22 protein-coding genes are annotated in these 26100 nt (G+C 63.5%); 11 read left to right on the plus strand and 11 right to left on the minus strand.

Going from position 1 to position 26100, the window contains the following annotated elements:
* The coding region (locus CQW31_RS25940; RefSeq protein ID WP_143524246.1) for an IS3 family transposase at positions 1 to 635 on the plus strand (635 nt) is incomplete at its 5' end.
* Between the two features lie 112 nt (positions 636 to 747).
* Here the strand turns inward: CQW31_RS25940 and CQW31_RS25945 are convergent.
* On the minus strand, positions 748 to 2385 hold the full coding sequence (locus tag CQW31_RS25945) for a 5-guanidino-2-oxopentanoate decarboxylase (protein ID WP_099815738.1): 1638 nt from the start codon (positions 2383 to 2385) through the stop codon (positions 748 to 750).
* A gap of 129 nt (positions 2386 to 2514) precedes the next feature.
* Between CQW31_RS25945 and CQW31_RS25950 the strand changes: the two genes are divergently transcribed.
* Positions 2515 to 3390, plus strand: a complete 876-nt coding sequence (locus tag CQW31_RS25950) for a LysR substrate-binding domain-containing protein (protein WP_099815739.1) — start codon at positions 2515 to 2517, stop codon at positions 3388 to 3390.
* Between the two features lie 87 nt (positions 3391 to 3477).
* Here CQW31_RS25950 and CQW31_RS25955 read toward each other — a convergent pair whose 3' ends face one another.
* A complete protein-coding gene (locus CQW31_RS25955) occupies positions 3478 to 4092 on the minus strand; it encodes an NAD(P)-dependent oxidoreductase (protein WP_054885039.1) in 615 nt (204 codons plus the stop codon).
* Positions 4093 to 4120: 28 nt separating this feature from the next.
* Positions 4121 to 4996, minus strand: a complete 876-nt coding sequence (locus CQW31_RS25960) for an MBL fold metallo-hydrolase (RefSeq protein WP_099815740.1) — start codon at positions 4994 to 4996, stop codon at positions 4121 to 4123.
* A 102-nt stretch (positions 4997 to 5098) separates the two neighbouring features.
* Here CQW31_RS25960 and CQW31_RS25965 point away from each other — a divergent pair, with 102 nt between their 5' ends.
* Complete coding sequence (locus CQW31_RS25965) at positions 5099 to 6007, plus strand: LysR family transcriptional regulator (RefSeq protein WP_099815741.1); 909 nt, start codon at positions 5099 to 5101, stop codon at positions 6005 to 6007.
* 44 nt (positions 6008 to 6051) lie between these two features.
* On the plus strand, positions 6052 to 6225 hold the full coding sequence (locus CQW31_RS31390; RefSeq protein ID WP_165837344.1) for a hypothetical protein: 174 nt from the start codon (positions 6052 to 6054) through the stop codon (positions 6223 to 6225).
* 19 nt (positions 6226 to 6244) lie between these two features.
* On the opposite strand, the gene CQW31_RS25970 is transcribed toward CQW31_RS31390, so the two are convergent.
* Entirely contained in the window at positions 6245 to 7114 is an 870-nt protein-coding gene (locus tag CQW31_RS25970; protein WP_054885042.1) for an oxaloacetate decarboxylase, read from the minus strand.
* Positions 7115 to 7466: 352 nt separating this feature from the next.
* Here CQW31_RS25970 and CQW31_RS25975 point away from each other — a divergent pair, with 352 nt between their 5' ends.
* Positions 7467 to 8918: an MDR family MFS transporter gene (locus CQW31_RS25975; protein WP_099815742.1), complete on the plus strand. Its 1452-nt coding sequence runs from the start codon at positions 7467 to 7469 to the stop codon at positions 8916 to 8918.
* Between the two features lie 76 nt (positions 8919 to 8994).
* Here the strand turns inward: CQW31_RS25975 and ttgR are convergent, their stop codons facing one another.
* Positions 8995 to 9627 carry an efflux transport transcriptional regulator TtgR gene (gene ttgR, locus CQW31_RS25980; protein ID WP_099815743.1) on the minus strand — a complete coding sequence of 211 codons (633 nt, stop codon included), beginning with the start codon at positions 9625 to 9627 and terminating at the stop codon, positions 8995 to 8997.
* A 252-nt stretch (positions 9628 to 9879) separates the two neighbouring features.
* Between ttgR and ttgA the strand changes: the two genes are divergently transcribed.
* From ttgA to CQW31_RS26010, 6 genes are all read left to right on the plus strand, one after another.
* Positions 9880 to 11034, plus strand: coding sequence for a toluene efflux RND transporter periplasmic adaptor subunit TtgA (ttgA, locus tag CQW31_RS25985; RefSeq protein WP_099815744.1), 1155 nt, complete (start codon positions 9880 to 9882; stop codon positions 11032 to 11034).
* A gap of 3 nt (positions 11035 to 11037) precedes the next feature.
* Complete coding sequence (ttgB, locus tag CQW31_RS25990; RefSeq protein ID WP_054885046.1) at positions 11038 to 14190, plus strand: multidrug efflux RND transporter permease subunit TtgB; 3153 nt, start codon at positions 11038 to 11040, stop codon at positions 14188 to 14190.
* Entirely contained in the window at positions 14187 to 15641 is a 1455-nt protein-coding gene (locus tag CQW31_RS25995) for an AdeC/AdeK/OprM family multidrug efflux complex outer membrane factor (protein WP_054885047.1), read from the plus strand. Before ttgB ends, CQW31_RS25995 begins: the two co-directional genes overlap by 4 nt.
* Before the next feature lie 353 nt (positions 15642 to 15994).
* Entirely contained in the window at positions 15995 to 17251 is a 1257-nt protein-coding gene (locus CQW31_RS26000; RefSeq protein WP_054885048.1) for an OprD family porin, read from the plus strand.
* A 190-nt stretch (positions 17252 to 17441) separates the two neighbouring features.
* Complete coding sequence (locus CQW31_RS26005; protein ID WP_099815745.1) at positions 17442 to 18365, plus strand: LysR family transcriptional regulator; 924 nt, start codon at positions 17442 to 17444, stop codon at positions 18363 to 18365.
* A 191-nt stretch (positions 18366 to 18556) separates the two neighbouring features.
* Positions 18557 to 19069: a DUF962 domain-containing protein gene (locus CQW31_RS26010; RefSeq protein ID WP_099815746.1), complete on the plus strand. Its 513-nt coding sequence runs from the start codon at positions 18557 to 18559 to the stop codon at positions 19067 to 19069.
* On the opposite strand, the gene pcaC is transcribed toward CQW31_RS26010, so the two are convergent.
* The 6 genes from pcaC to CQW31_RS26040 form a co-directional block, all read right to left on the minus strand.
* Positions 19066 to 19458, minus strand: a complete 393-nt coding sequence (gene pcaC / locus CQW31_RS26015; protein ID WP_099815747.1) for a 4-carboxymuconolactone decarboxylase — start codon at positions 19456 to 19458, stop codon at positions 19066 to 19068. The genes CQW31_RS26010 and pcaC overlap by 4 nt on opposite strands.
* A 10-nt stretch (positions 19459 to 19468) precedes the next feature.
* Positions 19469 to 20260, minus strand: a complete 792-nt coding sequence (pcaD, locus tag CQW31_RS26020) for a 3-oxoadipate enol-lactonase (RefSeq protein WP_099815748.1) — start codon at positions 20258 to 20260, stop codon at positions 19469 to 19471.
* Positions 20261 to 20271: 11 nt separating this feature from the next.
* A complete protein-coding gene (locus CQW31_RS26025; protein ID WP_099815749.1) occupies positions 20272 to 21624 on the minus strand; it encodes a 3-carboxy-cis,cis-muconate cycloisomerase in 1353 nt (450 codons plus the stop codon).
* Positions 21625 to 21633: 9 nt separating this feature from the next.
* Positions 21634 to 22923 carry an MFS family transporter gene (locus tag CQW31_RS26030; RefSeq protein WP_054885053.1) on the minus strand — a complete coding sequence of 430 codons (1290 nt, stop codon included), beginning with the start codon at positions 22921 to 22923 and terminating at the stop codon, positions 21634 to 21636.
* A gap of 188 nt (positions 22924 to 23111) precedes the next feature.
* Positions 23112 to 24317, minus strand: coding sequence for a 3-oxoadipyl-CoA thiolase (gene pcaF, locus CQW31_RS26035; protein ID WP_177332383.1), 1206 nt, complete (start codon positions 24315 to 24317; stop codon positions 23112 to 23114).
* Positions 24318 to 24469: 152 nt separating this feature from the next.
* The gene (locus CQW31_RS26040; RefSeq protein WP_099815750.1) at positions 24470 to 25813 is read right to left on the minus strand and encodes an MFS transporter; all 1344 of its coding nucleotides are present in this window, start codon (positions 25811 to 25813) and stop codon (positions 24470 to 24472) included.
* Between the last annotated feature and the right edge of the window lie 287 nt (positions 25814 to 26100).

The raw sequence follows: 26100 nt of genomic DNA on the forward strand, positions 1-26100 counted from the left end.
AGGACAAGCTGGTGAACAAGAAGGTCGTTGAACGACTGATGGCTGAGCAAGGGTTGAAGTCAGTGGTACGGCCTAAGAAATACCGTTCCTATCGTGGTGTTGTCGGCAAGGTGGCGGCGAATTTGCTGGAGCGAAATTTTGTTGCCCAACGGCCTAATCAGAAGTGGGTGACCGACGTGACTGAATTCAAGGTGGCGCAACAGAAGCTCTATCTCTCGCCGGTGATGGATTTGTACAACGGTGAAATCGTGGCGTACGAAACGGCCAAACGTCCTTGCTACAGCCTGGTTGGGAACATGCTCGACAAGGCCCTCGACTGCTTGGGAGAGAAGCCGAAGCTTGTGCTGCATTCAGATCAGGGATGGCATTACCAGCAGGCTCAGTATCGTCACAAGCTCCGTGGGCGAGGCGTGAAACAGAGCATGTCGCGCAAGGGCAATTGCCTGGACAACGCGGCCATGGAAAGCTTCTTCGGTACGCTCAAATCTGAATTTTTCTACCTGAAGCGCTTTGAGAGTGTCGATGAGTTGAAAGCGGGCCTGGACGAGTACATCCGCTACTACAACCATGACCGCATCAAACTGAAGCTCAATGGCCTGAGCCCTGTTGAGTACAGGGCTCAGGCTGCAGCATAGAACTGTCCAACTTTTAGGGGGCAGTCCAGGATCACCACAAGCCTCGAATGCTGGGGAGTACCTGTGGGAGCGGGTTTACCCGCGAAGAGGCCCGGGCAGGAAAGACTCTATTTCACTCCACCACTGAAGCCTGCCACTGGTTCTGGTCGACCTGGATCAAGGTCGGCCCCTTGCGCGCCACCGCCTTGCCAAGCGCAGCCTGCAGCTGCGCGACATCGGCCACGTGCACAGCCTCGGCACCCAGCGCCCGTGCCACGCCGATGAAGTCTGGGGTATGGATATCCACCCCGACCGGCTCGATCGCCCGATTGACCATGTACTTCTTGATTTCCTCGTAACCCTGGTTGTTCCACAGCAGCACGATCAGCGGCACCTGCGCCTCCACCGCGCTGGCAAGCTCTGGCAGGGTGAACTGCAGCCCGCCATCGCCAATCAGGCAGACCGCTGGCGCACGCTCGGCCGCTTGCTCGGCGCTGCCCAACCAGGCACCCATCGCCGCTGGCAATGCATAACCCAAGGTGCCGTAGCCGGTCGAGGCATTGAACCAGCGGCGCGGCTGATCCATGTCCAGGGTCAGGTTGCCGGTGTACACCGGCTGGGTTGAGTCACCAACCAGAATGGCGTTGGGCAGGCTTTGCAGAATGCTGCTGAGCAGGCGTGTCTGGCTCAGCGTCGGCTGGTCCCAGCCCGTTGCCAACGCTTCGCGCAGGCGCTGCGCACGGGCAACGCCCCAGCCCTCGGCACACACCGGTGCGGGTAGCTGACGCAAGGCCTCAAGCAGGGATTGCGCAGCCAGTTCGGCATCCGCCACCAGCGCCAGTTCCGGCAGGTAGTTGCGTACGGTCTGGTCCGGGTCGATGTCGATGCGCAGCAGGCTGCCGGGAATCTTGAAGCCGCCCTTGAAGGTCACGTCATAGTCGGTCTCGGCCAGTTCGGTGCCGATTGCCAGCACCACATCGGCCTCTTCCACCAACTCACGGGTGGCGACCAGCGATTGGGTCGAACCGATCTGCAGCGGGTGGTTGGCTGGCAGCAGGCCTTTGGCATTGATGGTCAGTGCCACCGGTGCGTGCAAGTGCTCAGCCAGCAGCGCCAGCGGTGCGCCCGCAGCCAGCGCGCCACCACCGGCCAGGATCAGCGGCCGGCGGGCATTGGCCAGGCGTTCGGCCATGGCGGCTACAGCCTGGGGTGCAGCACCTGCGCGAGCACTGCGCACAGGGCGGCCAGGCAGCAGGTGGTCGGCGGGCTCGACCAGCACGTCCAGCGGGATCTCGATATGCACCGGGCGCGGGCGGGCGCCATCGAACACGGCAAAGGCGCGAGCCAGCACCTGCGGCAGGTCATCGGCACTCATCAGCGTCTGCGAGAACGCTGCAACGCCCGACACCAGCGCTGCCTGGTTCGGCAATTCGTGCAGCTTGCCGCGGCCACCGCCCAGCTGATCGCGCGACTGCACGCTGGAAATCACCAGCATCGGGATCGAATCGGCATAGGCCTGGCCCATGGCGGTGGTGATGTTGGTCATCCCGGGGCCGGTGATGATGAAGCACACGCCTGGCTTGCCGCGGGTACGCGCATAGCCATCAGCCATGAACCCGGCGCCCTGCTCGTGGCGCGGGGTGATGTGGCGGATCGACGAGCCCGCCAGGCCACGGTAGAGCTCCACGGTATGTACGCCGGGAATGCCGAAGACATGGTCCACGCCATAGCCTTCAAGGAGTTTGACCAATACTTCGCCGCAGGTTGCCATGGGGTTTCACCTAAGATCTTGTTGGGGAGAATCTTGTTGCAATCTGCGCCCATTGGACCCAAGGCAGCGCTACCGCCACAATGCAAAAAAACACATACTAGCCATGTCCTGTAATCATGGCTCAGCGCAATGAAACGGCTACCCCCCCTGCCCGCCCTGCACACCTTTCTGATCACCGCACAGCACTGCAATTTCACCCGTGCCGCACAGCAGCTGCATATCACTCAAGGCGCCGTCAGCCGGCAGATCGCCGGGCTCGAGGAGCACCTGGGCTACGCCTTGTTCCAGCGCCAGGCTCGCGGCCTGAGCCTGACCCGCGAAGGCCAGGACTGGCTGCCTCGGGTGCAGCAGATCTTCGGCCTTATCGAACAAGGCGTGCGTGAAGTGGGCGGGCGCAGCGCCACCTTGCAGCTCAAGGCACCGACCTGCGTGATGCGCTGGCTGCTGCCGCGGCTGATGGAGTGGCAGGCGCTGCGACCCGACGTGCCGGTCGAGTTGACCACCACGGTGCAGCACGGGGTGGACTTTCGCCGTGAGGGGTTCGATGCCGCCGTGGTCTATGGCGCTGCGCCGAACCATGGGCTGCGGGTGCGCAAGCTGTTCGACGAGCAACTGACACCGGTGTGCGCGCCTTCGCTGTTGAAAGGGGCGGTCCCCCTGCAGCAGATCCAGGATCTGGCCCGGCACATGCTGCTGCATCCATCACGGGATGAACATGACTGGCGGCTGTGGCTGCAGGCCGCAGGCGTGGTGCTGGAGGCACAGGGGCCGAAGCAGCATTTCGAAACACTAGACATGGCGATGGCCATGGCATCGCAGGGAACCGGGGTGGCGATTGGTGATTGGGCGCTGATCGGTGATGACTTGCGCGGGGGGCGGCTGTGCATGCCGTTTGCGCTGAAGGTGCAGACCGGTAAAGGGTATTACCTGGTGAGCCACCCCAAGAGCCATCCGCCAGGCTTGGTGGAATTGTTCGATTGGCTGGAAAGCCGAGCCAGTCAATGAGGGCCTATTCGCGGGCGCGCCCGCTCCCACAGGTTCGGCACCAGGCTTGAAACCTGTGGGAGCGGGCATGCCCGCGAAGCAGACGACTCAGTAACCGACGGTGAAGCGCTGGCGCGAGTGCGCCGGTTTCTCCAGCTCATCGAGCATGGCAATGGCAAAGTCGGCAAAGGTGATCGTGCTTTTGCCATCAGCACCGATCAGCAGATGGTCCTTGCCCAGTTTGTAGTGCCCGCTGCGCTCGCCTTCGACGAACTCCGCCGATGGCGAGAGAAAGGTCCAGTCCAGCGTCGGCTCCTGGCGCAGCACATCGAGAAAACGCACCCCGGCACTGGCCTCGGCCTTGTAGGCCTCCGGGAAGTCCGGGCTGTCGATCACGCGGTGCCCGGAAGGCAGCAGCAGGCTGCCTGCGCCGCCCACCACCAGCAGGCGCTTGACCCCGGCGCGCTTCACCGGCTCGATGATAGCGTGGGGTTCGAGGGTCGAGAAATGCGCTGCACTGAGCACCGCGTCGACGCCTGCGACCGCCTGCTGCAGGGCGGCACTGTCCTTGGCATCCAATGCCTGGGTGGTTACACCTTCACGCCCCTGCAACTGCGATGGGTCACGGGCAATGGCCACCACACTGTGGCCACGGCGCAGGGCTTCTTCCAGCAATTGGCTGCCGGCACGGCCGGTGGCGCCAATGATTGCGATCTTGCTCATCGAAAATGCTCCTGTCAGTTGAACGCAATTACCACTTCATTTCGCCCTTGGCGACCTTCGCGCCGAGCTCCAGCGAACTCTCATCGGCAAGCGCGGGGTAGCGCTGTTTCATCGCCTCAATCAACGCGCCGCTATCCTTCGCCCTCGCCGCTTCGGCATCGAACGCGCGGATGTAGCCCGACGTGAAGCGCACGGCGTCGAGTGAGTGGTCGCTCTGGCCCAGGTAATGGCCAGGCACCACCGTACGCGGTGCCAAGGTCTCGATCTTCGCCAGGGTGGCAAGCCAGTCGGCGTGGGACCTGGCTGTCTGGGTGTCAGCCATCCACACGTGGATGTTCTGCGCAACCACGACACCGCCGACCACTGCCCTGATCGACGGAATCCAGACGAAGCTGCGATCCGGTTGCGGGCCATCCAGGCCGACGACCTCCAGCGACCGACCTTCCAGCATCAGGGTGTGGCCGTGCAGCACCTGCGGCAGCACCAGCCGTGCCGGTTTGTCCGCGCCCATCTGTGGCCCCCAGTAGGCCAGTTTGGCGTCCATGGTCTGGCGGATATGGGCCAGCGTGGCTGCCGAGGCGAACACCTTGGCGTCGGGGAAGGCCTGGGTCACGGTGTCCAGACCGAAGTAGTAATCCGGGTCGCCGTGGCTGATGTAGATGGTGGTCAGGCGTTTGCCGCTGGCTTGCAGGCGCCGCACCAGTTGCTCGGCCTGGGCCTTGCCGAACTGGGCATCGACCAGGATGGCCTCTTTCTCGCCACTGACGATCACCGAACTGACCGGGAAAATGGCCTGATGCCCCGGGTTGTAAACCTCCAGCTGCAACGGCTCGGAGGCCAGTGCCGGGCCGGCCAGGGTGATGCAGGCCAGCAGCAGGCCACGCAAGGGGGTGAAGAACGACATGGTGACTCCTGCGGGATGAACGATGGGCAACAGCTTAGTTGCCCGATCCATGACAAAAAATGCGATGCTCAGACATAGTTTGTTTCTAAAATCGGGCAAATAATGGACCGTCTCAACGCCATGCGCGTTTTCGTCACCGTCGTCGATCTGGGCAGCCAGTCGGCAGCGGCAGACCACCTGCAGCTGTCGCGGCCTGTGGTGTCGCGCTACCTGGCCGAGCTGGAGGAATGGGTCGGCGCACGGCTCATGCAGCGCACCACGCGCAAGCTCAGCCTGACTGCTGCCGGCCAGGAAACCCTGCCCCGCTGCCGGCAGTTGCTGGACCTGGCCGGCGACCTGCAGGCCGCCGTGCAACAACCGCAAGATTCGCCTAAGGGTGCCCTGCGTATCAGTGTCAGTACGTCGTTTGGCCAGGCGCAGCTGGCCGATGCGGTCGCCGAATATGTGCGGCGCTACCCTGGGGTGAAGGTTGAACTGCAGATGCTCGATCGCACGGTCAACCTGGTGGACGAGCGGATCGACCTGGCGATCCGCACCAGCAACGATCTGGACCCGAACCTGATTGCCAGGCGCCTGACCGTGTGCCGTTCGGTAATCTGTGCAACACCCGCCTACCTGCGCGAGCACGGCACGCCGCATCGGGTCGAGGAACTGAGCCAGCATAACTGCCTGACCCATGCCTATTTCGGCCACAGCCTGTGGCATTTCGAGGTGGGCGGCCAGCAGATTGCCGTGCCGGTGCAAGGCAACATCAGCGCCAACGAGGTCATGACGCTGCAGAACGCAACACTGGCAGGTGCCGGCATCGCCATGCTGCCAACCTACCAGGCGGCCTCGGCACTGCGCAGCGGCGCCCTGGTGCGGCTGCTGCCGCAAGCGCGGCCACGGGAGCTGAACCTGAACGCGGTCTACACCTCGCGCAAGCATATGCCGGCGACCTTGCGCAGCATGCTGGATTTTCTGGTGCAACGGTTCAAGGACGAACCGGAGTGGGACCGGGATTTGTATTGACTATGCTTAGAGTGTCACCTGTGCAGTAACAGGAGGTGAGCACCATGGGCATCAAGTCCAGAAGAGTCGCCATGGTCATGGCCCTGACCGCGGTCGCGGCGCTGTATGGCTCGGCCTGCTGGCGGGCCGAACTGCTACGCAGCCAGCCCAGTGCGGCCAACCGTTGCGAGCAGGAACACTGCGTGCCCCACACCGCAACCTTGAGTGCCGTCCGTTAGTTGATTGGCGCCACGCCAATCACTCCTCGACGCTCATGTACTCCTTGGCCCAGCGAATATAGTCCTCAGGCTGGGTATAGGTGTGCGAGAGCTCGGTGGCGCTCAGGTTCTCGGACTTGTTCTGCTGGCCGCGCTGCAGGCGCAGGCAGTCATAGGTGGCCTTGATCGCGGCAAAGTAGGCGGCATGGCCATCGACCACGATACGCACACCCAGGCGAGCGAGGCGCTCGTCGTCACGCAGGGCAGGGTTGGCGTAGGTCACCAGCATCAGCGGCACGGTCAGGTGCCCGGCAATCTGCTCCAACTGCTCGAAATCCTTCACACCGACCATGCAGATACCGTCAGCACCCGCCTTCTGGTAGCTCTGGGTGCGGACGATGATTTCTTCGGTGGAAAGCACCCCGGCGTTGGTCCGGGCAATGATCGACAGCGACGAGTCGACACGCGCTTCCAGGGCCGCACGGATCTTGCCCACCCCCTCCTCGACCGAGATCAGGTCAGTGGACTTGCGTCCGAACTGGGCAGGCAGCAGGGTGTCTTCGATGGTCAGCGCAGCGACGCCGGCGCGCTCCAGTTCGATGACCGTGCGCATGACGTTGAGCGCATTGCCATAACCGTGGTCGGCATCGGCGAGCACCGGCAGTTGCGCCACACGGCCAATGCGGGTGGCCTGCTCGACAAATTCGCTCAAGGTGATCAGGGCGAAGTCCGGTGCGGCCAGCACCTGCAATGAAGCCACCGAACCGCCGAGGATGCCGACTTCGAAGCCCAGGTCGGCAGCGATGCGCGCCGACATCGGGTCGAATACGGAGGCGGTGTGGTAGCAGGCCCCTGAAGCGAGCAGCTCGCGGAAGGCAAAACGCAGATCTTGATGGGAAGCCTTGGGCATGATCACTCCGCTTATATATGTAGAAATTGAACGGTTGCTACCGACCCCTGAATCGGGTCTACCTGACCTGTTCCAACCGTCGCCATCTGGGCGGTCATGCTCGACATGCAGGCAGAGGAATAAAAGGTGTGGGAGACAGTGGCTTGACAACCTGCGACAAATTGCTGCACCAAGCTGGTGCAGGCCGCGGCTTTCAGCCCCTGTGGCATACCAACGATATCATGCAGCCATGCTGCTCTGGATGAATGCGCCAATGCCGATCTTGCATAGGCGATGCAGATAGTACATAGGAAGCTACCTAACTCGGGTTACAATCGGCCTATCGCGTCACCCTTCCAGACAAGGTACTCCCGTGACAGCCGCCCTGCCCCCGACCGTCCTGCGCAACGTGCTGACCGCCCTGATGCTGGCGATCTTCCTTGGTGCCCTTGACCAGACCATCGTCGCCGTGTCGCTGCCGGCCATCTCGGCCCGGTTCAACGACGTCGGCCTGCTTGCCTGGGTGATTTCTGGCTACATGGTGGCGATGACCGTAGCCGTGCCGATCTACGGCAAGCTCGGTGACCTGTATGGCCGGCGGCGGATGATCCTGACAGGCATCAGCCTGTTCACCCTGGCCTCGATCGCCTGCGCCCTGGCTCAGGACATGCAGCAGCTGGTCATGGCGCGCGTACTGCAAGGCATCGGTGCCGGCGGCATGGTGTCGGTGAGCCAGGCAATCATCGGGGATTTCGTGCCACCGCGTGAACGGGGCCGTTATCAGGGCTACTTCAGCAGCATGTACGCCGTGGCGAGCGTGGCCGGGCCAGTGCTCGGAGGCTGGCTGACCGAGTACCTGTCCTGGCGCTGGGTGTTCTGGATCAACCTGCCGCTGGGCCTGGTCGCGCTGTGGGCGATCCGCCGCGCCCTGGCCGGCATGCCAGTGCAGCACCGTCAGGCCCGGGTCGATTACCTCGGCGCGGTACTGATGATCCTCGGGCTGGGCAGTCTGCTGCTGGGCATTACCCTGGTCGGCCAAGGCCAGGCGTGGAGCGCACCCGCGGTGCTGACCCTGTTCGCCTGCGCCTTGCTTGGCCTGAGCCTGTTCATTGGCCATGAGCGGCGCTGCCAGGAACCGCTGCTGCCCATGGGCCTGTTTGGCAACCGGGTGGCCGTGCTGTGCTGGGGGGTGATCTTCTTCGCCAGCTTCCAGTCGATCTCGCTGACCATGCTGATACCGCTGCGCTACCAGGGCATCACTGGCGCCGGTGCCGACAGTGCCGCGCTGCACCTGCTGCCGCTGGTCATGGGCCTGCCCTTGGGTGCCTACACCGGTGGCCGCATGACCAGCCGCACCGGGCGCTTCAAACCACAGATTCTGGCCGGTGCCGTGCTGATGCCCATGGCAATCTTCGCCATGGCCATCACGCCCCCCCAGGCTGGCTTGCTCAGTGCCGTGTTCATGCTGCTGACCGGTATCGCCTGCGGCTTGCAGTTCCCAACCTCGCTGGTGGGTACGCAAAGCGCGGTGCAAAGCAAGGATATCGGCGTGGCCACCAGCACTACCAACCTGTTCCGCTCGCTCGGCGGGGCCATGGGCGTGGCCTGCATGTCCAGCCTGCTGCTGGCGCTGCTTCAACAAGGTGGTTTCGAGTTGCTGGGCAACCCGCTGCTGGGGAGCCTGAAGGCAGGTGAGGCGGACCCGCACACGCAGATGAAACTGCTGGAGACGTTCCGCCAGTTGTTGCTGGGCAGTGCGGGAATTGCCTTGCTGGGGCTGCTGGCGGCCCTGGCGTTGCCGGACCGGCAATTGCGCGGCCGTTAAGGGCTGTGGGAGCCCACAGCATTAATACTCACTTAATACATGAGGGAAACACTTCCTCACAATCCTTAACAAAGTGTCATTTGCGCAGCGCGGGGCTCAAGCGCAGCATATCCAGCCCTGTGTCGACCCATTTTTCCGCGTCGCGCAGCAGATCGAAGCTGTCCGGTAGCAGCAACCAGCGCCCGATCAAGCCGTCAACATAGGCGAACAAGGCGACGGAAGCGCGCCCGACATCCAGCTCCGCCGGCAACTGACCTCGGCGAACGGCATTGGCCAGCGCCAGGTCGATGCCCACATGGCAGTCCAGCACCGCGCCTTGGCGCTGCTGGCGGATTTCACACATGTCATCGGTGAACTCGCACTTGTGATGCAGGATTTCATTGATACGCCGGGTACGGGCGTCCAGCACCAGCTCGTTGAGCACCTGCAGCAACAGCTTGCGCATGCAGCCGAGCGGGTCCAGTTCGTCTTCACTTTCACTGGCCCGCGCCAGATGGTCATGGGTTTCATGCAGGCTGTCGAGCAGCGCCTGCACCAACTCCGCCTTGTTGTTGAAATGCCAGTAGATCGCCCCCCGGGTCACGCCCGCCAGTTCGGCGATGTCGGCCAATGTGGTGCGCGCGACGCCGCGCTTGTAGAAGGCCCTTTCCGCTGCCTCGATGATCTGGGCGCGGGTCTCTTGGGCTTCTTCTTTGGTTCGACGGACCATGGCAGTGCAACCTCATCTGGGCCCGCTGCGCTGTGCAGGGGGGAAACCGCCGGGGTCACCTCTGCAGGGTGACTCTCGGATGGGCTAATCAAGGGCTGCGGTAGTAGCCAAGTACTACCCAGCGGTATTTACAAACAACCGTGAATGTAAGTATATTCGTTAGTAAGCTATTTATCCACCGGATAGTTTTTTTCTGACAAGACTCTTCCATTACTCTTGAGCGTCTCCCTGCTCTTGCGACCCGAGGATCCTATGCAATTCAAGCCAGCCGTTACCGCTCTGGTTTCCGCCGTCGCCCTGGCAACCCTGCTAAGTGGCTGTAAGAAAGAAGAAGCCCCGCCCGCAGCGCAGGCTCCTCAGGTCGGCGTCGTGACCATCCAGCCACAACCCTTCACTCTGACCTCGGAACTGCCGGGCCGCACCAGTGCCTACCGCGTCGCCGAAGTACGCCCACAGGTCAATGGCATCATCCTCAAGCGCCTGTTCAAGGAAGGCAGCGAGGTCAAGGAAGGCCAACAGCTGTACCAGATCGACCCGGCCGTGTACGAAGCCAACCTGGCCAACGCCCAGGCCAACCTGCAGTCCACCAAGTCGCTGGCCGAGCGCTACAAGCAGCTGGTCAACGAGCAGGCGGTGTCGAAACAGGAATACGACGACGCCAATGCCAAACGATTGCAAGCCGAAGCTTCGCTGAAAAGCGCGCAGATCGACCTGCGCTATACCAAGGTCCTCGCACCGATCAGCGGCCGCATCGGCCGTTCCGCGTTCACCGAAGGCGCCCTGGTAAGCAATGGCCAGACCAACGCCATGGCCACCATCCAGCAGCTCGACCCGATCTACGTCGACGTCACCCAGTCCACCGCCGAGCTGCTCAAGCTGCGCCGTGACCTGGAAAGCGGCCAGTTGCAGAAGGCCGGCGACAACGCCGCCTCGGTACAGCTGGTGCTGGAAGACGGCAGCCTGCTGAAGCAGGAAGGCCGCCTGGAATTCTCCGAAGTCGCGGTCGATGAGACCACCGGCTCGGTGACCCTGCGTGCGCTGTTCCCCAACCCCGACCACACCCTGCTGCCTGGCATGTTCGTGCATGCGCGGCTCAAGGCCGGGGTCAATGCCAATGCCATCCTGGCCCCGCAACAGGGCGTGACCCGCGACCTCAAGGGCGCGCCGACCGCACTGGTGGTCAACCAGGAGAACAAGGTCGAACTGCGCCAGCTCAAGGCCAGCCGTACCCTGGGCAGCGACTGGCTGATCGAGGAAGGCTTGAACCCGGGCGACCGCCTGATCACCGAGGGCCTGCAGTACGTGCGCCCAGGTGTCGAGGTCAAGGTCAGCGACGCCACCAACGTCAAGCAGCCAGGCAAACCTGATCAGGCCAGCGCGGCCAAAGCAGACGCCAAAGCGGAGTAAACCATGTCGAAGTTCTTTATCGATCGCCCGATCTTCGCCTGGGTGATCGCCTTGGTGATCATGCTGGTCGGCGCCTTGTCGATCCTGAAGCTGCCGATCAACCAGTACCCAAGCATCGCGCCGCCGGCTATCGCCATCGCCGTGACCTACCCGGGCGCCTCGGCGCAGACCGTGCAGGACACCGTGGTGCAGGTCATCGAGCAGCAGCTCAACGGTATCGACAACCTGCGTTACGTGTCGTCGGAAAGTAACTCCGACGGCAGCATGACCATTACCGCCACCTTCGAGCAGGGCACCAACCCTGACACCGCCCAGGTCCAGGTGCAGAACAAGCTGAACCTGGCCACCCCGTTGCTGCCGCAGGAAGTGCAGCAGCAGGGTATCCGCGTCACCAAGGCAGTGAAGAACTTCCTGCTGGTGATCGGCCTGGTGTCCGAAGACGGCAGCATGACCAAGGACGACTTGGCCAACTACATCGTTTCCAACATGCAGGACCCGATTTCGCGGACTGCCGGTGTGGGTGACTTCCAGGTGTTCGGTGCGCAGTACGCCATGCGTATCTGGCTCGATCCGGCCAAGCTGAACAAATTCCAGCTGACCCCGGTCGACGTCAAGACCGCGGTGGCTGCACAGAACGTGCAGGTGTCCTCCGGCCAGCTTGGCGGGCTCCCGGCCATGCCAGGCACCCAGCTGAACGCCACCATCATCGGCAAGACCCGTCTGCAGACCGCCGAGCAGTTCGAAAAGATCCTGCTCAAGGTCAACAGCGACGGTTCGCAGGTGCGCCTGGGTGATGTTGCCCAGGTCGGCCTGGGCGGTGAAAACTATGCGGTCAGTGCCCAGTTCAACGGCAAGCCGGCTTCCGGCCTTGCAGTCAAACTGGCCACCGGCGCCAACGCCCTGGACACCGCCAAGGCCTTGCGCAAGACCATTGCCGACCTGGAACCGTTCTTCCCGCCTGGGGTGAAAGCGGTGTTCCCGTATGACACCACCCCGGTGGTCACCGAATCGATCAGCGGCGTGATTCACACCCTGATCGAAGCGGTGGTCCTGGTGTTCCTGGTGATGTACCTGTTCCTGCAGAACTTCCGCGCCACCATCATCACCACCATGACCGTACCGGTGGTGCTGCTGGGCACCTTCGGCATCCTTGCCGCTGCGGGCTTCAGCATCAACACCCTGACCATGTTCGCCATGGTCCTGGCCATCGGCTTGCTGGTCGACGATGCCATCGTCGTGGTGGAAAACGTCGAGCGGGTGATGTCCGAGGAAGGACTGCCACCCAAGGAGGCAACCAAGCGCTCCATGGAGCAGATCCAGGGCGCCCTGGTGGGTATCGCCCTGGTGTTGTCGGCGGTACTGCTGCCCATGGCGTTCTTCGGCGGCTCCACCGGTGTGATCTACCGGCAGTTCTCCATCACCATCGTATCGGCCATGGGCCTGTCGGTGCTGGTGGCGCTGATCTTCACCCCGGCCTTGTGCGCAACCATGCTCAAGCCGCTGAAGAAAGGCGAGCACCACACCGCCAAAGGTGGCTTCTTCGGCTGGTTCAACCGTAACTTCGACCGCAGCGTCAACGGTTATGAGCGCAGTGTCGGCGCGATCCTGCGCAACAAGGTGCCGTTCCTGCTGGCCTATGCGCTGATCGTGGTCGGCATGATCTGGCTGTTCGCCCGCATCCCTACCGCGTTCCTGCCTGAAGAAGACCAGGGCGTACTGTTCGCCCAGGTGCAGACACCGGCTGGCTCCAGTGCCGAGCGCACCCAGGTGGTGGTCGACCAGATGCGCGAGTACCTGCTCAAGGACGAAGCCGACACCGTATCCTCGGTATTCACCGTGAACGGCTTCAACTTCGCCGGTCGCGGCCAGAGCTCGGGCATGGCGTTCATCATGCTCAAGCCGTGGGGTGAACGTTCCAAGGAGAACAGCGTGTTCGCCCTGGCCCAGCGTGCCCAGCAGCACTTCTTTACCTTCCGTGACGCGATGGTGTTCGCCTTCGCCCCGCCTGCGGTGCTGGAGCTGGGTAACGCCACCGGCTTCGACGTGTTCCTGCAGGACCGCGGCGGCGTCGGCCATGCCAAGCTGATGGAAGCGCGCAACCAGTTCCTGGCCAAGGCCGCACAGAGCAAGATCCTCAGTGCCGTGCGCCCGAACGGCCTGAACGACGAACCGCAATACCAGCTGACCATCGATGACGAACGTGCCAGCGCCCTCGGCGTGACCATCTCCGACATCAACAACACCCTGTCGATTGCCCTGGGTGCCAGCTACGTCAACGACTTCATCGACCGTGGCCGGGTCAAGAAGGTGTACATCCAGGGTGAACCCAACTCGCGGATGAGCCCGGAAGACCTGCAGAAATGGTACGTGCGCAACGGCGCCGGCGAGATGGTACCGTTCTCGTCCTTCGCCAAGGGCGAGTGGACCTACGGTTCGCCGAAGCTGTCGCGTTACAACGGCGTCGAGGCCATGGAAATCCTGGGTGCCCCGGCCCCGGGCTACAGTACCGGCGACGCCATGGCCGAGGTCGAGCGCATTGCCAGTGAACTGCCAAGCGGCGTCGGCTTCTCCTGGACCGGCACGTCCTACGAGGAAAAACTCTCCGGTTCGCAGATGCCGGCGCTGTTCGCCCTCTCGGTACTGTTCGTGTTCCTCTGCCTGGCAGCGCTGTATGAAAGCTGGTCGATCCCGATCGCCGTGGTGCTGGTCGTACCGCTGGGTATCATCGGTGCACTGATCGCCACCAGCCTGCGCGGGTTGTCCAACGATGTGTACTTCCTGGTCGGCCTGTTGACCACCATCGGCCTGGCGGCGAAGAACGCGATCCTGATCGTCGAATTCGCCAAGGAACTGCATGAGCAGGGCCGCAGCCTGTACGACTCGGCCATCGAAGCGTGCCGCATGCGTCTGCGCCCGATCATCATGACCTCGCTGGCGTTCATCCTCGGCGTGGTACCGTTGACCATCTCCAGCGGCGCCGGCGCCGGCAGCCAGCACGCCATCGGCACGGGTGTGATCGGCGGCATGATCAGTGCGACCGTCCTGGCAATCTTCTGGGTACCGCTATTCTTCGTCGCAGTGTCGTCGCTGTTCGGCAGCAAAGAGCCGGAAAAGGACGCCACCCCTGAAACTCCACGTTATGAGGCTGGGCAATGACCAAGTCTTTGTTGTCCCTGGCGGTAACCGCTTTCATTCTCGGCGGCTGCTCGCTGATTCCTGACTACCAGACCCCGGAATCGCCGGTGGCTGCGCAGTGGCCGCAAGGCCCTGCGTACTCGCCGACCCAGTCGGCCGAAGTCGCCGCCGCCGAACAGGGCTGGCGCCAGTTCTTCCACGACCCGGCACTGCAGCAGCTGATCCAGACCTCGCTGGTCAACAACCGCGACCTGCGTGTGGCGGCGTTGAACATCGACGCCTATCGTGCCCAGTACCGCATCCAGCGGGCCGACCTGTTCCCGGCGGTTTCGGCCACCGGCAGCGGCAGCCGCCAGCGTGTGCCGGCGAACATGTCGCAAACCGGCGAATCCGGCATCACCAGCCAGTACTCGGCCACCCTGGGTGTCAGCGCCTATGAGCTGGACCTGTTCGGCCGCGTCCGCAGCCTGACCGAGCAGGCCCTGGAAACCTACCTGTCCAGCGAGCAGGCGCGCCGCTCCACGCAGATCGCCCTGGTGGCCAGCGTGGCCAACGCCTACTACACCTGGCAGGCCGACCAGGCCCTGTTCAAGCTGACCGAAGAGACGCTGAAGACCTACGAGGAAAGCTACAACCTCACCCGTCGCAGCAACGAAGTCGGTGTGGCTTCGGCGCTCGACGTCAGCCAGTCGCGCACCGCCGTGGAAGGCGCACGGGTCAAGTACTCGCAGTACCAGCGCCTGGTGGCGCAGGACGTCAACAGCCTGACCGTGCTGCTGGGTACCGGCATTCCGGCCGACCTGGCCAAGCCGCTGGAGCTCGATGCCGACCAGCTGGCCGAAGTGCCGGCCGGCCTGCCGTCCGAGATCCTGCAGCGTCGCCCCGACATCCAGGAAGCCGAGCACCTGCTCAAAGCCGCCAATGCCAATATCGGTGCGGCCCGTGCTGCGTTCTTCCCGAGCATCAGCCTGACCGCCAACGCCGGCAGCCTGAGCCCCGACATGGGCCACCTGTTCGCCGGCGGCCAGGGCACCTGGCTGTTCCAGCCGCAGATCAACCTGCCGATCTTCAACGCCGGCAGCCTGAAGGCCAGCCTGGACTACTCGAAGATCCAGAAGGACATCAACGTCGCCAAGTACGAAAAAACCATCCAGACGGCCTTCCAGGAAGTCTCCGATGGCCTGGCGGCGCGCAAGACCTTCGAAGAGCAGCTGCAGGCGCAACGCGACCTGGTGCAGGCGAACCAGGACTACTACCGCCTGGCCGAACGCCGCTACCGCATCGGTATCGACAGCAACCTGACCTTCCTCGATGCCCAGCGCAACCTGTACTCGTCGCAGCAGTCGCTGATCACCGACCGCCTCTCGCAGCTGACCAGCGAGGTCAATCTGTACAAGGCGCTCGGCGGTGGCTGGTACGAGCAGAGTGGCCAGGCCAACCAGCAGGCTTCGGTGGACACACCGAAAGGCTGATCGACCGGCAACCGTCTCAAGCCCAGCCTCGCGCTGGGCTTTTTTGTGTCTCGCCTGTACTGGCCTCTTCGCGGGCTTGCCCGCTCCCACAGGTATTGCACAGAATCTGAAGGCTGTGCAGTACCTGTGGGAGCGGGCAAGCCCGCGAAGAGGCCGGTGCAGGCAAATAATTAACTAGACGTTACATAGCGTTCGATTACCGCCCAATACCGTTTGCGGCGAATTGCCTCACCCCCGCCCAGCCCCGCACCATCCCCCACGCAACGCTTCGCAAGTTCATCAAAAGACCCGCACCTACAGGCCGCATCCTGCCGAGTAGCGGGTCGCCCATAAAAACAAGAGATTTACGACAGATGAGCACTTCGCAACCCGCACGCCAGCTGCTGCCCGGCCTGTTGGCCATTTCTTGCGCCCTGCCCGTATACGCCGCCGACAATGGCGGGTTCCTGGAGGACGCCAAGGCCAGCCTCAACCTGCGCAACTTCTACATCAACCGCAACTTCGTCGACCCGGCTCATCCGCAAGGCAAGGCTGAAGAATGGACCCAGAGCTTCATCCTCGATGCCCGCTCCGGTTTCACCCAAGGCACCGTCGGCTTCGGCATTGACGTGCTCGGCCTGTACTCGGTCAAGCTGGACGGTGGCAAGGGAACCACCAACACCCAGCTGCTGCCCGTGCATGACGACGGCCGCCCCGCCGACGACTTCGGCCGCCTGGGCGTGGCCTTGAAAGCCAAGGTCTCCGAGACCGAACTGAAAGTCGGCGAATGGATGCCGGTACTGCCGATCCTGCGCTCGGACGACGGTCGCTCGCTGCCGCAGACGTTCCGTGGTGGCCAGCTCACCTCGAAAGAGATCGAAGGCTTGACCCTGTATGCCGGCCAGTTCCGCGGTAACAGCCCGCGCAACGACGCCAGCATGGAAGACATGTCGCTCAATGGCCGCGCGGCCTTCACCTCCGACCGTTTCAACTTTGGCGGCGGTGAATACACGTTCAACGACAAGCGCACCATGATCGGCCTGTGGGACGCCCAGCTCAAGGACATCTACCGCCAGCAGTACCTCAACGTGGTGCACAGCCAGCCATTGGGCGAATGGACGCTGGGGGCCAACCTGGGCTATTTCTGGGGCAAGGAAGATGGCGCCGAACGCGCAGGCCAGCTGGACAACAAGACCGCCTCGGCGATGCTTTCGGCGCGCTACAAGGGCAACACCTTCTACGTCGGCCTGCAGAAGGTCAGCGGTGACAATGCCTGGCTGCGGGTCAACGGCACCAGTGGCGGCACCCTGGCCAACGACAGCTACAACTCAAGCTTCGACAATGCCAAGGAGCGCTCCTGGCAGGTACGCCATGACTTCAACTTCGTCACCGTCGGCATTCCCGGCCTGACCCTGATGAACCGCTACATCAAGGGCGACAATGTCACCGCCGGCGGCGTGACCGACGGCAAGGAATGGGCACGGGAAAGCGAGCTGGCCTATGTGATCCAGTCCGGCACCTTCAAGGACCTGTCGGTGAAATGGCGTAATTCCACCATGCGCCGGGATTTCAGTACCAACGCGTTCGATGAGAACCGCTTGATCGTGAGCTATCCGCTGAATCTCCTCTAAATCCACCGGCCTCTTCGCGGCTAAAGCCGCTCCCACAGGTACTGCGTCAGACCTGTGGGAGCGGCTTTTGCCGCGAAGAGGCCAGCTGCCCTTTAAATAATTAAAAGACATAACCAAATCAATAAACCTTCTTTGACGACATATGCAGTAACCGCTTAAATCGAGCCCTGTTCCGCCGCAGAGCCTCGACATGGACCTTCGCCAACTGCGCTACTTCATCGCCCTCACCGAATACCGCAGTTTCGTCCGCGCCGCCGAAGCCATGGGCATCACCCAACCCGCCTTCAGCCGGGCCATCCAGAGCCTCGAACAAAACTTCGGGTGCCCTCTGGTCGACCGCGCCAGCAAAGCCCTGCACCCTACTCCCGAGGGCCTGGTGGTGCTGCAGCACGCCCGCCGCCTGGTGCAAGGCGCCAACCAGTTGAGCAATGAAGTGCTGCAGATGACCAAGCTCGACGCGGGTGAGCTGCATTTTGGCAGCGGCCCGCCCCTGGCTGTGCGCCTGGTCCCGCAAGCATTGCAGCATTTCATCGCCAGCCACCCCGGCATCCGCACGGCGCTGATGGTGGACAATGCCGAGCGCCTGGGCCAGGCCTTACGGCGCGAACAAATCGAGTTCTTCGTTGACGACATCCGCCCCTTCGAAGCCGACCCCAACTTCCACACCGAACCGCTCACGCCGCGCCCCGGGCTGTTCTTCTGCCGCCCCGGCCACCCGCTGCTGGCCAAGGACAGCCTGTCGACCAACGATCTGTTCGCCTACCCCTTGGCCAGCGCCCTGCTCGCCCCTGGCGTGCGCAAGCGCCTGGCCAACCTCAGTGGGCGCAGCGACTTCATCCCGCACCTGCAGACCGAGCACCTGGCGGTATTGCGCAGCGTGGTGCTGGCCAGCGATGCCGTGGGCACGGCCAGTGAAGAGGCCGTGGCCGAGGACCTCGCCAGCGGGCGCCTGGTGCGCCTGCACTGGCGCAACCTGCCACCGGCACTGGAAGTGCTGAGCGTGAGGTGTGGAGTGGTCAGCCGCAGCGGCTACCGGTTGTCACCGGCGGCACGGGCAATGATCGAGACCCTGGTGGGGCTGGATGCACCAATGCGCGTGACGGCCATTCGCTGAGCTGATGATGGTGGTGGCTTCCGGCTATTCTGGGCTATATGGGTTGCCAGTGCCGGCCCTGTCGCGGGTAACCCCCCCACAGGGATACCACAGCTGCGGAGAACTGCGCCGTACCTGTGGGAGCGGGTTTACCCGCGAAGAGGCCAGCACAGCCAGCACACCCCGATCAGGCAAACCAGGGAGGAACAACAATGAAAAACCTCGTCGAACACCTGAGTCAATACGCCAACTACCACCGCGACCCACGCAACATCGCCACTCACTTCGTCGGCATTCCGTTGATCGTCGTCGCCGTCACAGTGCTGCTGTCGCGCCCCGGCTGGGACGTTGCCGGTATCTGGCTATCACCTGCCCTGCTCGCCGCGGCCGCTGCCGTGCGCTTCTACCTGCGCCTGGACCTGCGCTTCGGCCTGGTCATGGGCCTGCTGCTGGGCCTGTGCCTGTGGCTCGGCCAGGCACTGGCCACGCAAACCACCGGCCTGTGGCTCGGCGCCGGGCTGGGTGCGTTCGTGGTGGGCTGGATCATCCAGTTCGTCGGGCATCATTACGAAGGCCGCAAACCGGCATTCATCGACGATATCAGCGGGCTGATCATCGGCCCGCTGTTCGTGGTGGCTGAAGCGGCATTCATGTTGGGCCTGTGCCCGGCACTGAAACAGGCTGTGGAAGCCAATGCCGGGCCGGTGGCCGTGCGCGGGGTTTAACCCCGCGACTCTACGCCCAGCTCATCCCACACCGACTCGGCCAGGTGGAAGGTGGCATTGGCTGCCGGGATGCCGCAGTAGATCGCGCTTTGCATCAGCACTTCTTTGATCTCGTCGCGGGTCACGCCGTTGTTGGCTGCCGCGCGCAAGTGCAGCTTGAGCTCGTCGTTGCGGTTCATGCCGATCAGCATGGCGATGGTGATCAGACTGCGGGTGTGCCGCGGCAGGCCCGGACGGGTCCAGATGTCACCCCAGGCATGCCGGGTGATCATTTCCTGGAATTCGCCGTTGAAGTCGTTGAGCTTCTCCAGGCTGCGGTCCACATGGGCATTACCCAGCACCGCACGGCGAACCTGCATGCCAGCGTCGTAACGTTGTTTCTCATCCATGGCCAAATCCTCAGCGAGCCAGCAGGAAGTCGAGCACGCGGCGGCTGAATGCCTCGCCGATTTCGACGTTGGACAGGTGCGCGGCCGGGAACTCGGCGTAGGTGGCACCGATGATGCCGGCTTGCATGAAGCGGCCGTGCTCCGGTGTGGTGACCACGTCTTCGGTGCCGGCGACGATCAGCGTCGCCACCTGGATGCGACCCAGTTGCTCGCGGAAGTCGGCGTCACGCACGGCCGCGCAGTTGGCGGCATACCCTTGCGGGCTGGTTTGCGCCAGCATCTGGCAGATGCGCTGGGCTTCTTGTGGCTGCTGCTGGGCAAACGCCGGGGTGAACCAGCGGGCGATGGACGCATCGCGCAGGTCGACCATGGCTTGCTGGCCGCCCTTGAGCACGGTGTCGATACGGGTGTTCCACACCTCATCGTTGGCGATCTTGGCGGCGGTGTTGCACAGGGTCAGGCTGTGCAGGCGCGCGCCTGCATGGATACCCAGCCACTGGCCGATCAGGCCGCCCATGGACAGGCCGACGAAGTGCGCGTGCTGGATGTCCAGCGCGTCGAGCAGCGCCAGTACATCCCGGCCCAGTTGCTCGATGCTGTAAGGGCCATCAGTGACCTGCGAAGCGCCATGGCCACGGGTGTCGTAGCGCAGCACGCGAAAGTGCTCGCTCCACAACGGAATCTGGCTGTCCCACATGCCCAGGTCAGTACCCAGCGAGTTGGACAGGACCAGCACCGGCGCATCGGCCGGGCCGTCGAGTTGGTAGTTCAGTACGCCATCGGCCAGTTGCAAGTGCGCCACAGCGGTCTCCTTCAGGCAGTCAAACGTTGATGTTCAGCCACGGCGCGCGCCACCCAGACGCGGGCCTGGCCGAGGTAATGAGCAGGATCGAGCAGGCGGTCGAGTTCTTCCGCGCTCAGCTCGGCACTGACCTGCGGCTCGTCACCCAGCACGGCGCGCAAATGGCGCTGTTCGGCCACGGCCCGCTGGCAGCATTGCTCCAGCAAGTGGTGGGCACGGTCACGGCCCAGGCGCTGGGCGAGCACGATGCTGACCGCTTCGGCCAGCACCAGGCCTTGTGTCAGGTCGAGGTTGCGGCGCATGCGCTCGGCATCCACTTCCATGCCTTCGGCGATCACCTGGGCCTGGCGCAGGGCGCCAGAGACCAGGCAGCAGATATCCGGCAAGGTTTCCCATTCGGCATGCCAAAGGCCGAGGCTGCGCTCATGCTCCTGGGGCATGGCGGCGAACAGCGTCGAAAGCAGGCCCGGCACGCGGGTAGCGGCGCCGATAAGCACCGCCGCACCCACCGGGTTGCGCTTGTGCGGCATGGTCGAGGAGCCACCTTTGCCCGGTGCGGAAGGCTCGAACACCTCCCCGGCTTCAGTCTGCATCAACAGGCTGACATCACGGCCGAACTTGCCCAGGCTGCCGGCAACCAGGCCCAATACCGAAGCGAACTCCACCAGCCGATCCCGATGGGTGTGCCAAGGTTGCTCGGGCAGGCTCAGCTTGAGTTGTTCGGCCAGCGCTTCAGCCACCGGCATGGCCTTGCTACCCAAGGCCGCCAGGCTGCCCGAAGCACCGCCGAACTGCAGCACCAGCAGACGCGGGCGCAGTTCCTGCAGGCGCTGGCGATGGCGAGTCAAGGCACCGAGCACACCCGCCAGCTTCATGCCAAGCGTCACAGGCGTGGCATGTTGCAGCCAGGTGCGCCCCACCAGTGGCGTGTCGGCATGCAGCAAGGCCTGGCGAGCCAGGCTCTCGGCCAGCTTGCCGAGATCGGCTTCGATCAGGTCCAGTGCAGCGCGCAACTGCAAGACCAGCCCGGTATCCATCGCATCCTGGCTGGTGGCGCCCAGGTGCACGTAGCGTTCGGCTTCGGGCACACCACTGGCGATCACCTTGCCTAGCGCCTTGACCAGCGGGATCGCCGAGTTGCCGGCAGTGGCGATGGCATCGGCCAGGGCCTGCACGTCATAGCGCTCGGCCTGGCAAGCTGCCTCGATGGCCGCCACGGCGCTGTGCGGTACCAAGCCGGCGGCGGCCTCGGCACGCGCAAGCGCGGCTTCGAAATCGAGCATGCCCTGCAGCCGGCCACGGTCGGAGAACACATCGCGCATGGCCGGCGCGGTGAAGTAGGCGTCGAACAATTGGTTGCTCATGCAACGTCCTTAATCATCGTGGTGCAGGTATTCCGCCTGCTTGGGCAGGCGCAAGCTGAACAGGAAAGCGATTGCCATCATGGCCGTCACGTACCAGTAGAACGTGTTTTCCATGCCCATGGTCTTCAGGCCCAGGGCCACGTACTCGGCCGAGCCACCAAATGCCGCGTTGGCTACTGCATAAGCCAGGCCCACGCCCAGCGCACGGACCTGCGGCGGGAACATCTCGGCTTTCACCAGGCCACTGATCGAGGTGTAGAAACTGACGATGCACAGCGCCAGGGTGATCAGCACGAAGGCCATGAACGGACTGCTCACGGTCTTCAGCGCCATCAGCAGCGGTACGGTGAAGAGCGTGCCCAGCGCCCCGAACAGCAGCATCGAGTTACGCCGGCCGATGCGGTCGGAGAGCATGCCGAAAAACGGCTGCATCACCATGTACAGGAACAGCGCGCCGGTCATCACGAAACTGGCGGTCTTCGCCGGCATCCCGGCCGTGTTGACCAGGTACTTCTGCATGTAGGTGGTGAAGGTGTAGAAGATCAGCGAACCGCCGGCCGTATAACCCAGTACGGTGATGAACGCTGCGGTGTGGTGGCGGAACAGCCCTTTGATGGTGCCGGCGTCCTTGTCCTTGCGGGTTTCGGCGCTGCTGGTCTCGTGCAGCGAGCGGCGCAGCATCAGCGAAATCAGCGCGGCGATGGCGCCAACCACGAACGGAATGCGCCAGCCCCAGGCGCGCAATTCTTCATCGGTGAGCAGTTGTTGCATGATGACGACCACCAGTACCGCCAGCAACTGGCCACCGATCAAGGTCACATACTGGAACGACGCGAAGAAGCCGCGCTGGCCGCGCAGGGCCACTTCACTCATATAGGTCGCGGTGGTGCCGTACTCGCCTCCCACCGACAGGCCCTGGATCAGGCGGGCGAGCAGCAGCAGCGCCGGTGCCCAGGCACCGATGCTCGAATAGGTCGGCAGGCAGGCGATCATCAGCGAGCCGAAGCACATCATCAGCACCGAGATCATCAGGGAATTCTTGCGGCCATGGCGGTCGGCCAGGCGGCCGAACAGCCAACCACCGATCGGGCGCATGAGGAAACCTGCAGCGAAGACACCGGCCGTGTTGAGCAACTGCACGGTGGGGTCGTCGGAGGGGAAGAACGACGCGGCGAAGTAGATCGCGCTGAAGGCATAGACGTAGAAGTCGAACCATTCAACCAGGTTGCCCGATGAGGCACCGACGATAGCGAAGATGCGCTTGCTGCGCTCTTCACCGGTGTAATAGGTTGAGGTCATGGTGTGTTTACTCCTGAAGGGTCACAGGTAAGTCTAGACATACCCGGTAACACACTCGTTCAGCTTGCGGGCTGGCAAATGGCCTTGTGTCGAAAGCGCCGGCCTCTTCGCGGGTAAACCCGCTCCCACAGAGGGAGGCGTGGTTCCCCCTGTGGGAGCGGGTTTACCCGCGAAGAGGCCGGCACCGATCAAACGCGCTCGATGGCCAACGCCAGACCTTGGCCAACGCCCACACACATGGTCGCCAGGCCCTTGCGGCCGCCGCTCTTCTCCAGCTGGTGAAGTGCTGTCAGCACCAGGCGCGCACCGCTCATGCCCAGCGGGTGGCCGAGGGCGATGGCGCCGCCGTTGGGGTTCACCTGCGGCGCATCGTCGGCAACGCCCAGCTCACGCAATACCGCAAGGCCTTGGCTGGCAAACGCTTCGTTGAGCTCGATCACATCGAAATCACTGACCGCCACACCCAGGCGCTCGGTCAGCTTGCGCACCGCCGGCACCGGGCCGATGCCCATGACACGCGGCGCGACGCCGGCGCTGGCCATGCCCAGTACCCGGGCGCGCGGGGTCAGGCCGTGTTTCTTCACTGCCTCGGCCGAGGCCAGGATCAGTGCCGCAGCGCCATCGTTGACGCCCGAGGCATTGCCGGCGGTAACCGTCTTGTCCGGGCCGTTGACCGGCTTGAGCTTGGTCAGCGCTTCCAGGGTGGTTTCCGGGCGCAGGTGCTCGTCACGCTCGACGATGGTTTCACCCTTCTTGTGGGCGATACGCACCGGCACGATCTCTTCGGCGAAGAAGCCGGCGGCCTGGGCCGCAGCCGCCTTCTGCTGGCTGCGCAGGGCGAAGGCGTCCTGGTCAGCGCGGGACACTTTGTAGTCATCAGCCACGTTGTCGGCGGTTTCCGGCATGGCATCGACGCCATACTGGCTTTTCATCAGCGGGTTGATGAAACGCCAGCCGATGGTGGTGTCTTCCAGCTTCATGTTGCGCGAATAGCCGCTTTCGGCCTTGCCCATGACGAACGGCGCACGCGACATCGACTCGACGCCGCCGGCAATCACCAACTCCATCTCGCCGCTGGCAATGGCACGGAAGGCAGTACCGATGGCATCCATGCCCGAAGCGCACAGGCGGTTCAGGGTCACGCCCGGCACGCTCTCTGGCAGGCCGGCCAGCAACAGGGCCATGCGCGCGACGTTGCGGTTGTCTTCACCGGCCTGGTTGGCGCAGCCGAAGAACACTTCGTCGAGCTCGCCCCACTGTACCGACGGGTTGCGTTCGATCAGCGCCTTCAGCGGCACGGCCGCCAGGTCGTCGGCACGCACGCCGGCCAGGGCGCCGCCGAAGCGGCCGATCGGGGTGCGGATGGCGTCACAGATAAATACTTCACGCATCAGGCTTCTCCTGCCAGGGGTGCTACGTTGAGCCCAGATTAAGGAGACAGAGGGGTCGCTTACAATTCGATAATCGACTATATGTGCGATTATCGAACCAAATGTTGCTCTGCTATCCATCTCCGTTTACGGGGCCGCAGTGCAGCCCCGCCGGATCAGGTCGCGTCGGCGTGGCTCACCAGCCCTTTGACGATCACCCCCACCGTCGCCAGCGCCGCCGGCACCAGCAAGGCGGTCAAGACCTGCTCGAAATTCCAGCCCAGGCCCAACAGCGTTGCACCACTCCAGGCCCCAAGGATGGCGCCGAAGCGGCCGATACCCAGCATCCACGATACGCCTGTGGCGCGGCCTTGGGTCGGGTAGAAGCGTGCTGCAAGCGACGGCATGGCCGACTGCGCGCCGTTGACGCACATGCCAGCCACCAGCACCAGGGTCGCGAGCACGGTGATATTGCCCAGGCTCTGGCCCACGGCGTAGGCAAACACACCGGCCAGCAGGTAGAAGATGCCAATGACCTTGTGCGGGTTGAAGCGGTCCATGGCCCAGCCCACCGCTACCGCGCTGAGCACGCCGCCGAACTGGAACAGCGCACCGATGAACGCAGCCTGCTCCATGCTGGCGCCGCTGTCGCGCATCAGCGTCGGCAGCCAGCTGGTCAGCAGGTAGACGATCACCAGGCCCATGAAGTAGGTCAGCCACAGCAGGACCGTGCCCAGGCCATAAGTACCCGAGAAGATCACCGCAAACACATTGCGCGCAGCCACGGCCTTCTGCTCCGGCACACTGAAGCTGGCCGCCTGGGCCACCACCGCCGGCGCGATCGGTGCCAGGGTCTTGCGCACCTTGTCGTTACCGCGGTTGCGCACCACCAGGAATCGCGCCGACTCCGGCAGCCAGACCATCAGCACCACGGCCAGCAGCAGCGGCAGCACGCCACCGACCACCAGCAGGCTGTGCCAGCCGTAGGCAGGGATCATCTTCGCCGAAATGAAGCCACCGCCGGCCATGCCCAGGTTGAAGCCGCAGAACATGCTGGTCACCAGCAGCGACTTGAGGCGCTCAGGGGTGTATTCGGACAACAGCGTGGTGGCATTGGGCATCCCCGCCCCCAGCCCCAGGCCCGTGAGGAAGCGCAGCACCAGGAGCTGATCAACGTTGCTGGCATAGGCCGAAGCCAGGCTGAAACCACCGAACACCAGCACCGCACCGACCAGCACACCCTTGCGCCCGAAACGGTCGGCCAGCGGCCCGGAACCCAGGGCACCGAACACCATGCCGATCAGCGCGGCACTCATTACCGGGCCGAGGCTGGCACGGTCGATCCCCCACTCTTGCGACAGGGCTGGCGCGATGAAGCCCATTGCAGCCGTGTCGAGGCCATCGAGGAAGACGATCAAAAAGCAGAGGATCACCACGCGCCACTGATAGCGCGACAGCGGTTGTTGATTGATGAAGGACTGAACGTCGAGATCGTTCCCGACAGACTGTGGTTGGTTCATTGTTGTTATCCAGAAAGGGGGCACGGTTCGGCCACTGCACCAGGGTCGACAGTACAGGGCTTGATAGCGATGAAGTGCGGCCTGAGTCAGCCTGGATACAACGGTACTGCGAACGGGTGCGGCCGCGGCAGTCGAGTGACAGTGGTCATGGGATGCGCCTCTTATGTTTTTCTTGTATCGGTCGGCTGAGCCGACCGTTGCGAGAGACATTAATCAGCGATTGGAGGAGGCGCAATTGACCCGGAGCGACACTGTGCGTTTATCGAACAGGAAACAGTCTCGCCAAT

The sequence above is a fragment of the Pseudomonas sp. 382 genome (genome assembly GCF_002759075.1).
Classification (GTDB): Bacteria; Pseudomonadota; Gammaproteobacteria; order Pseudomonadales; family Pseudomonadaceae; genus Aquipseudomonas; species Aquipseudomonas vlassakiae.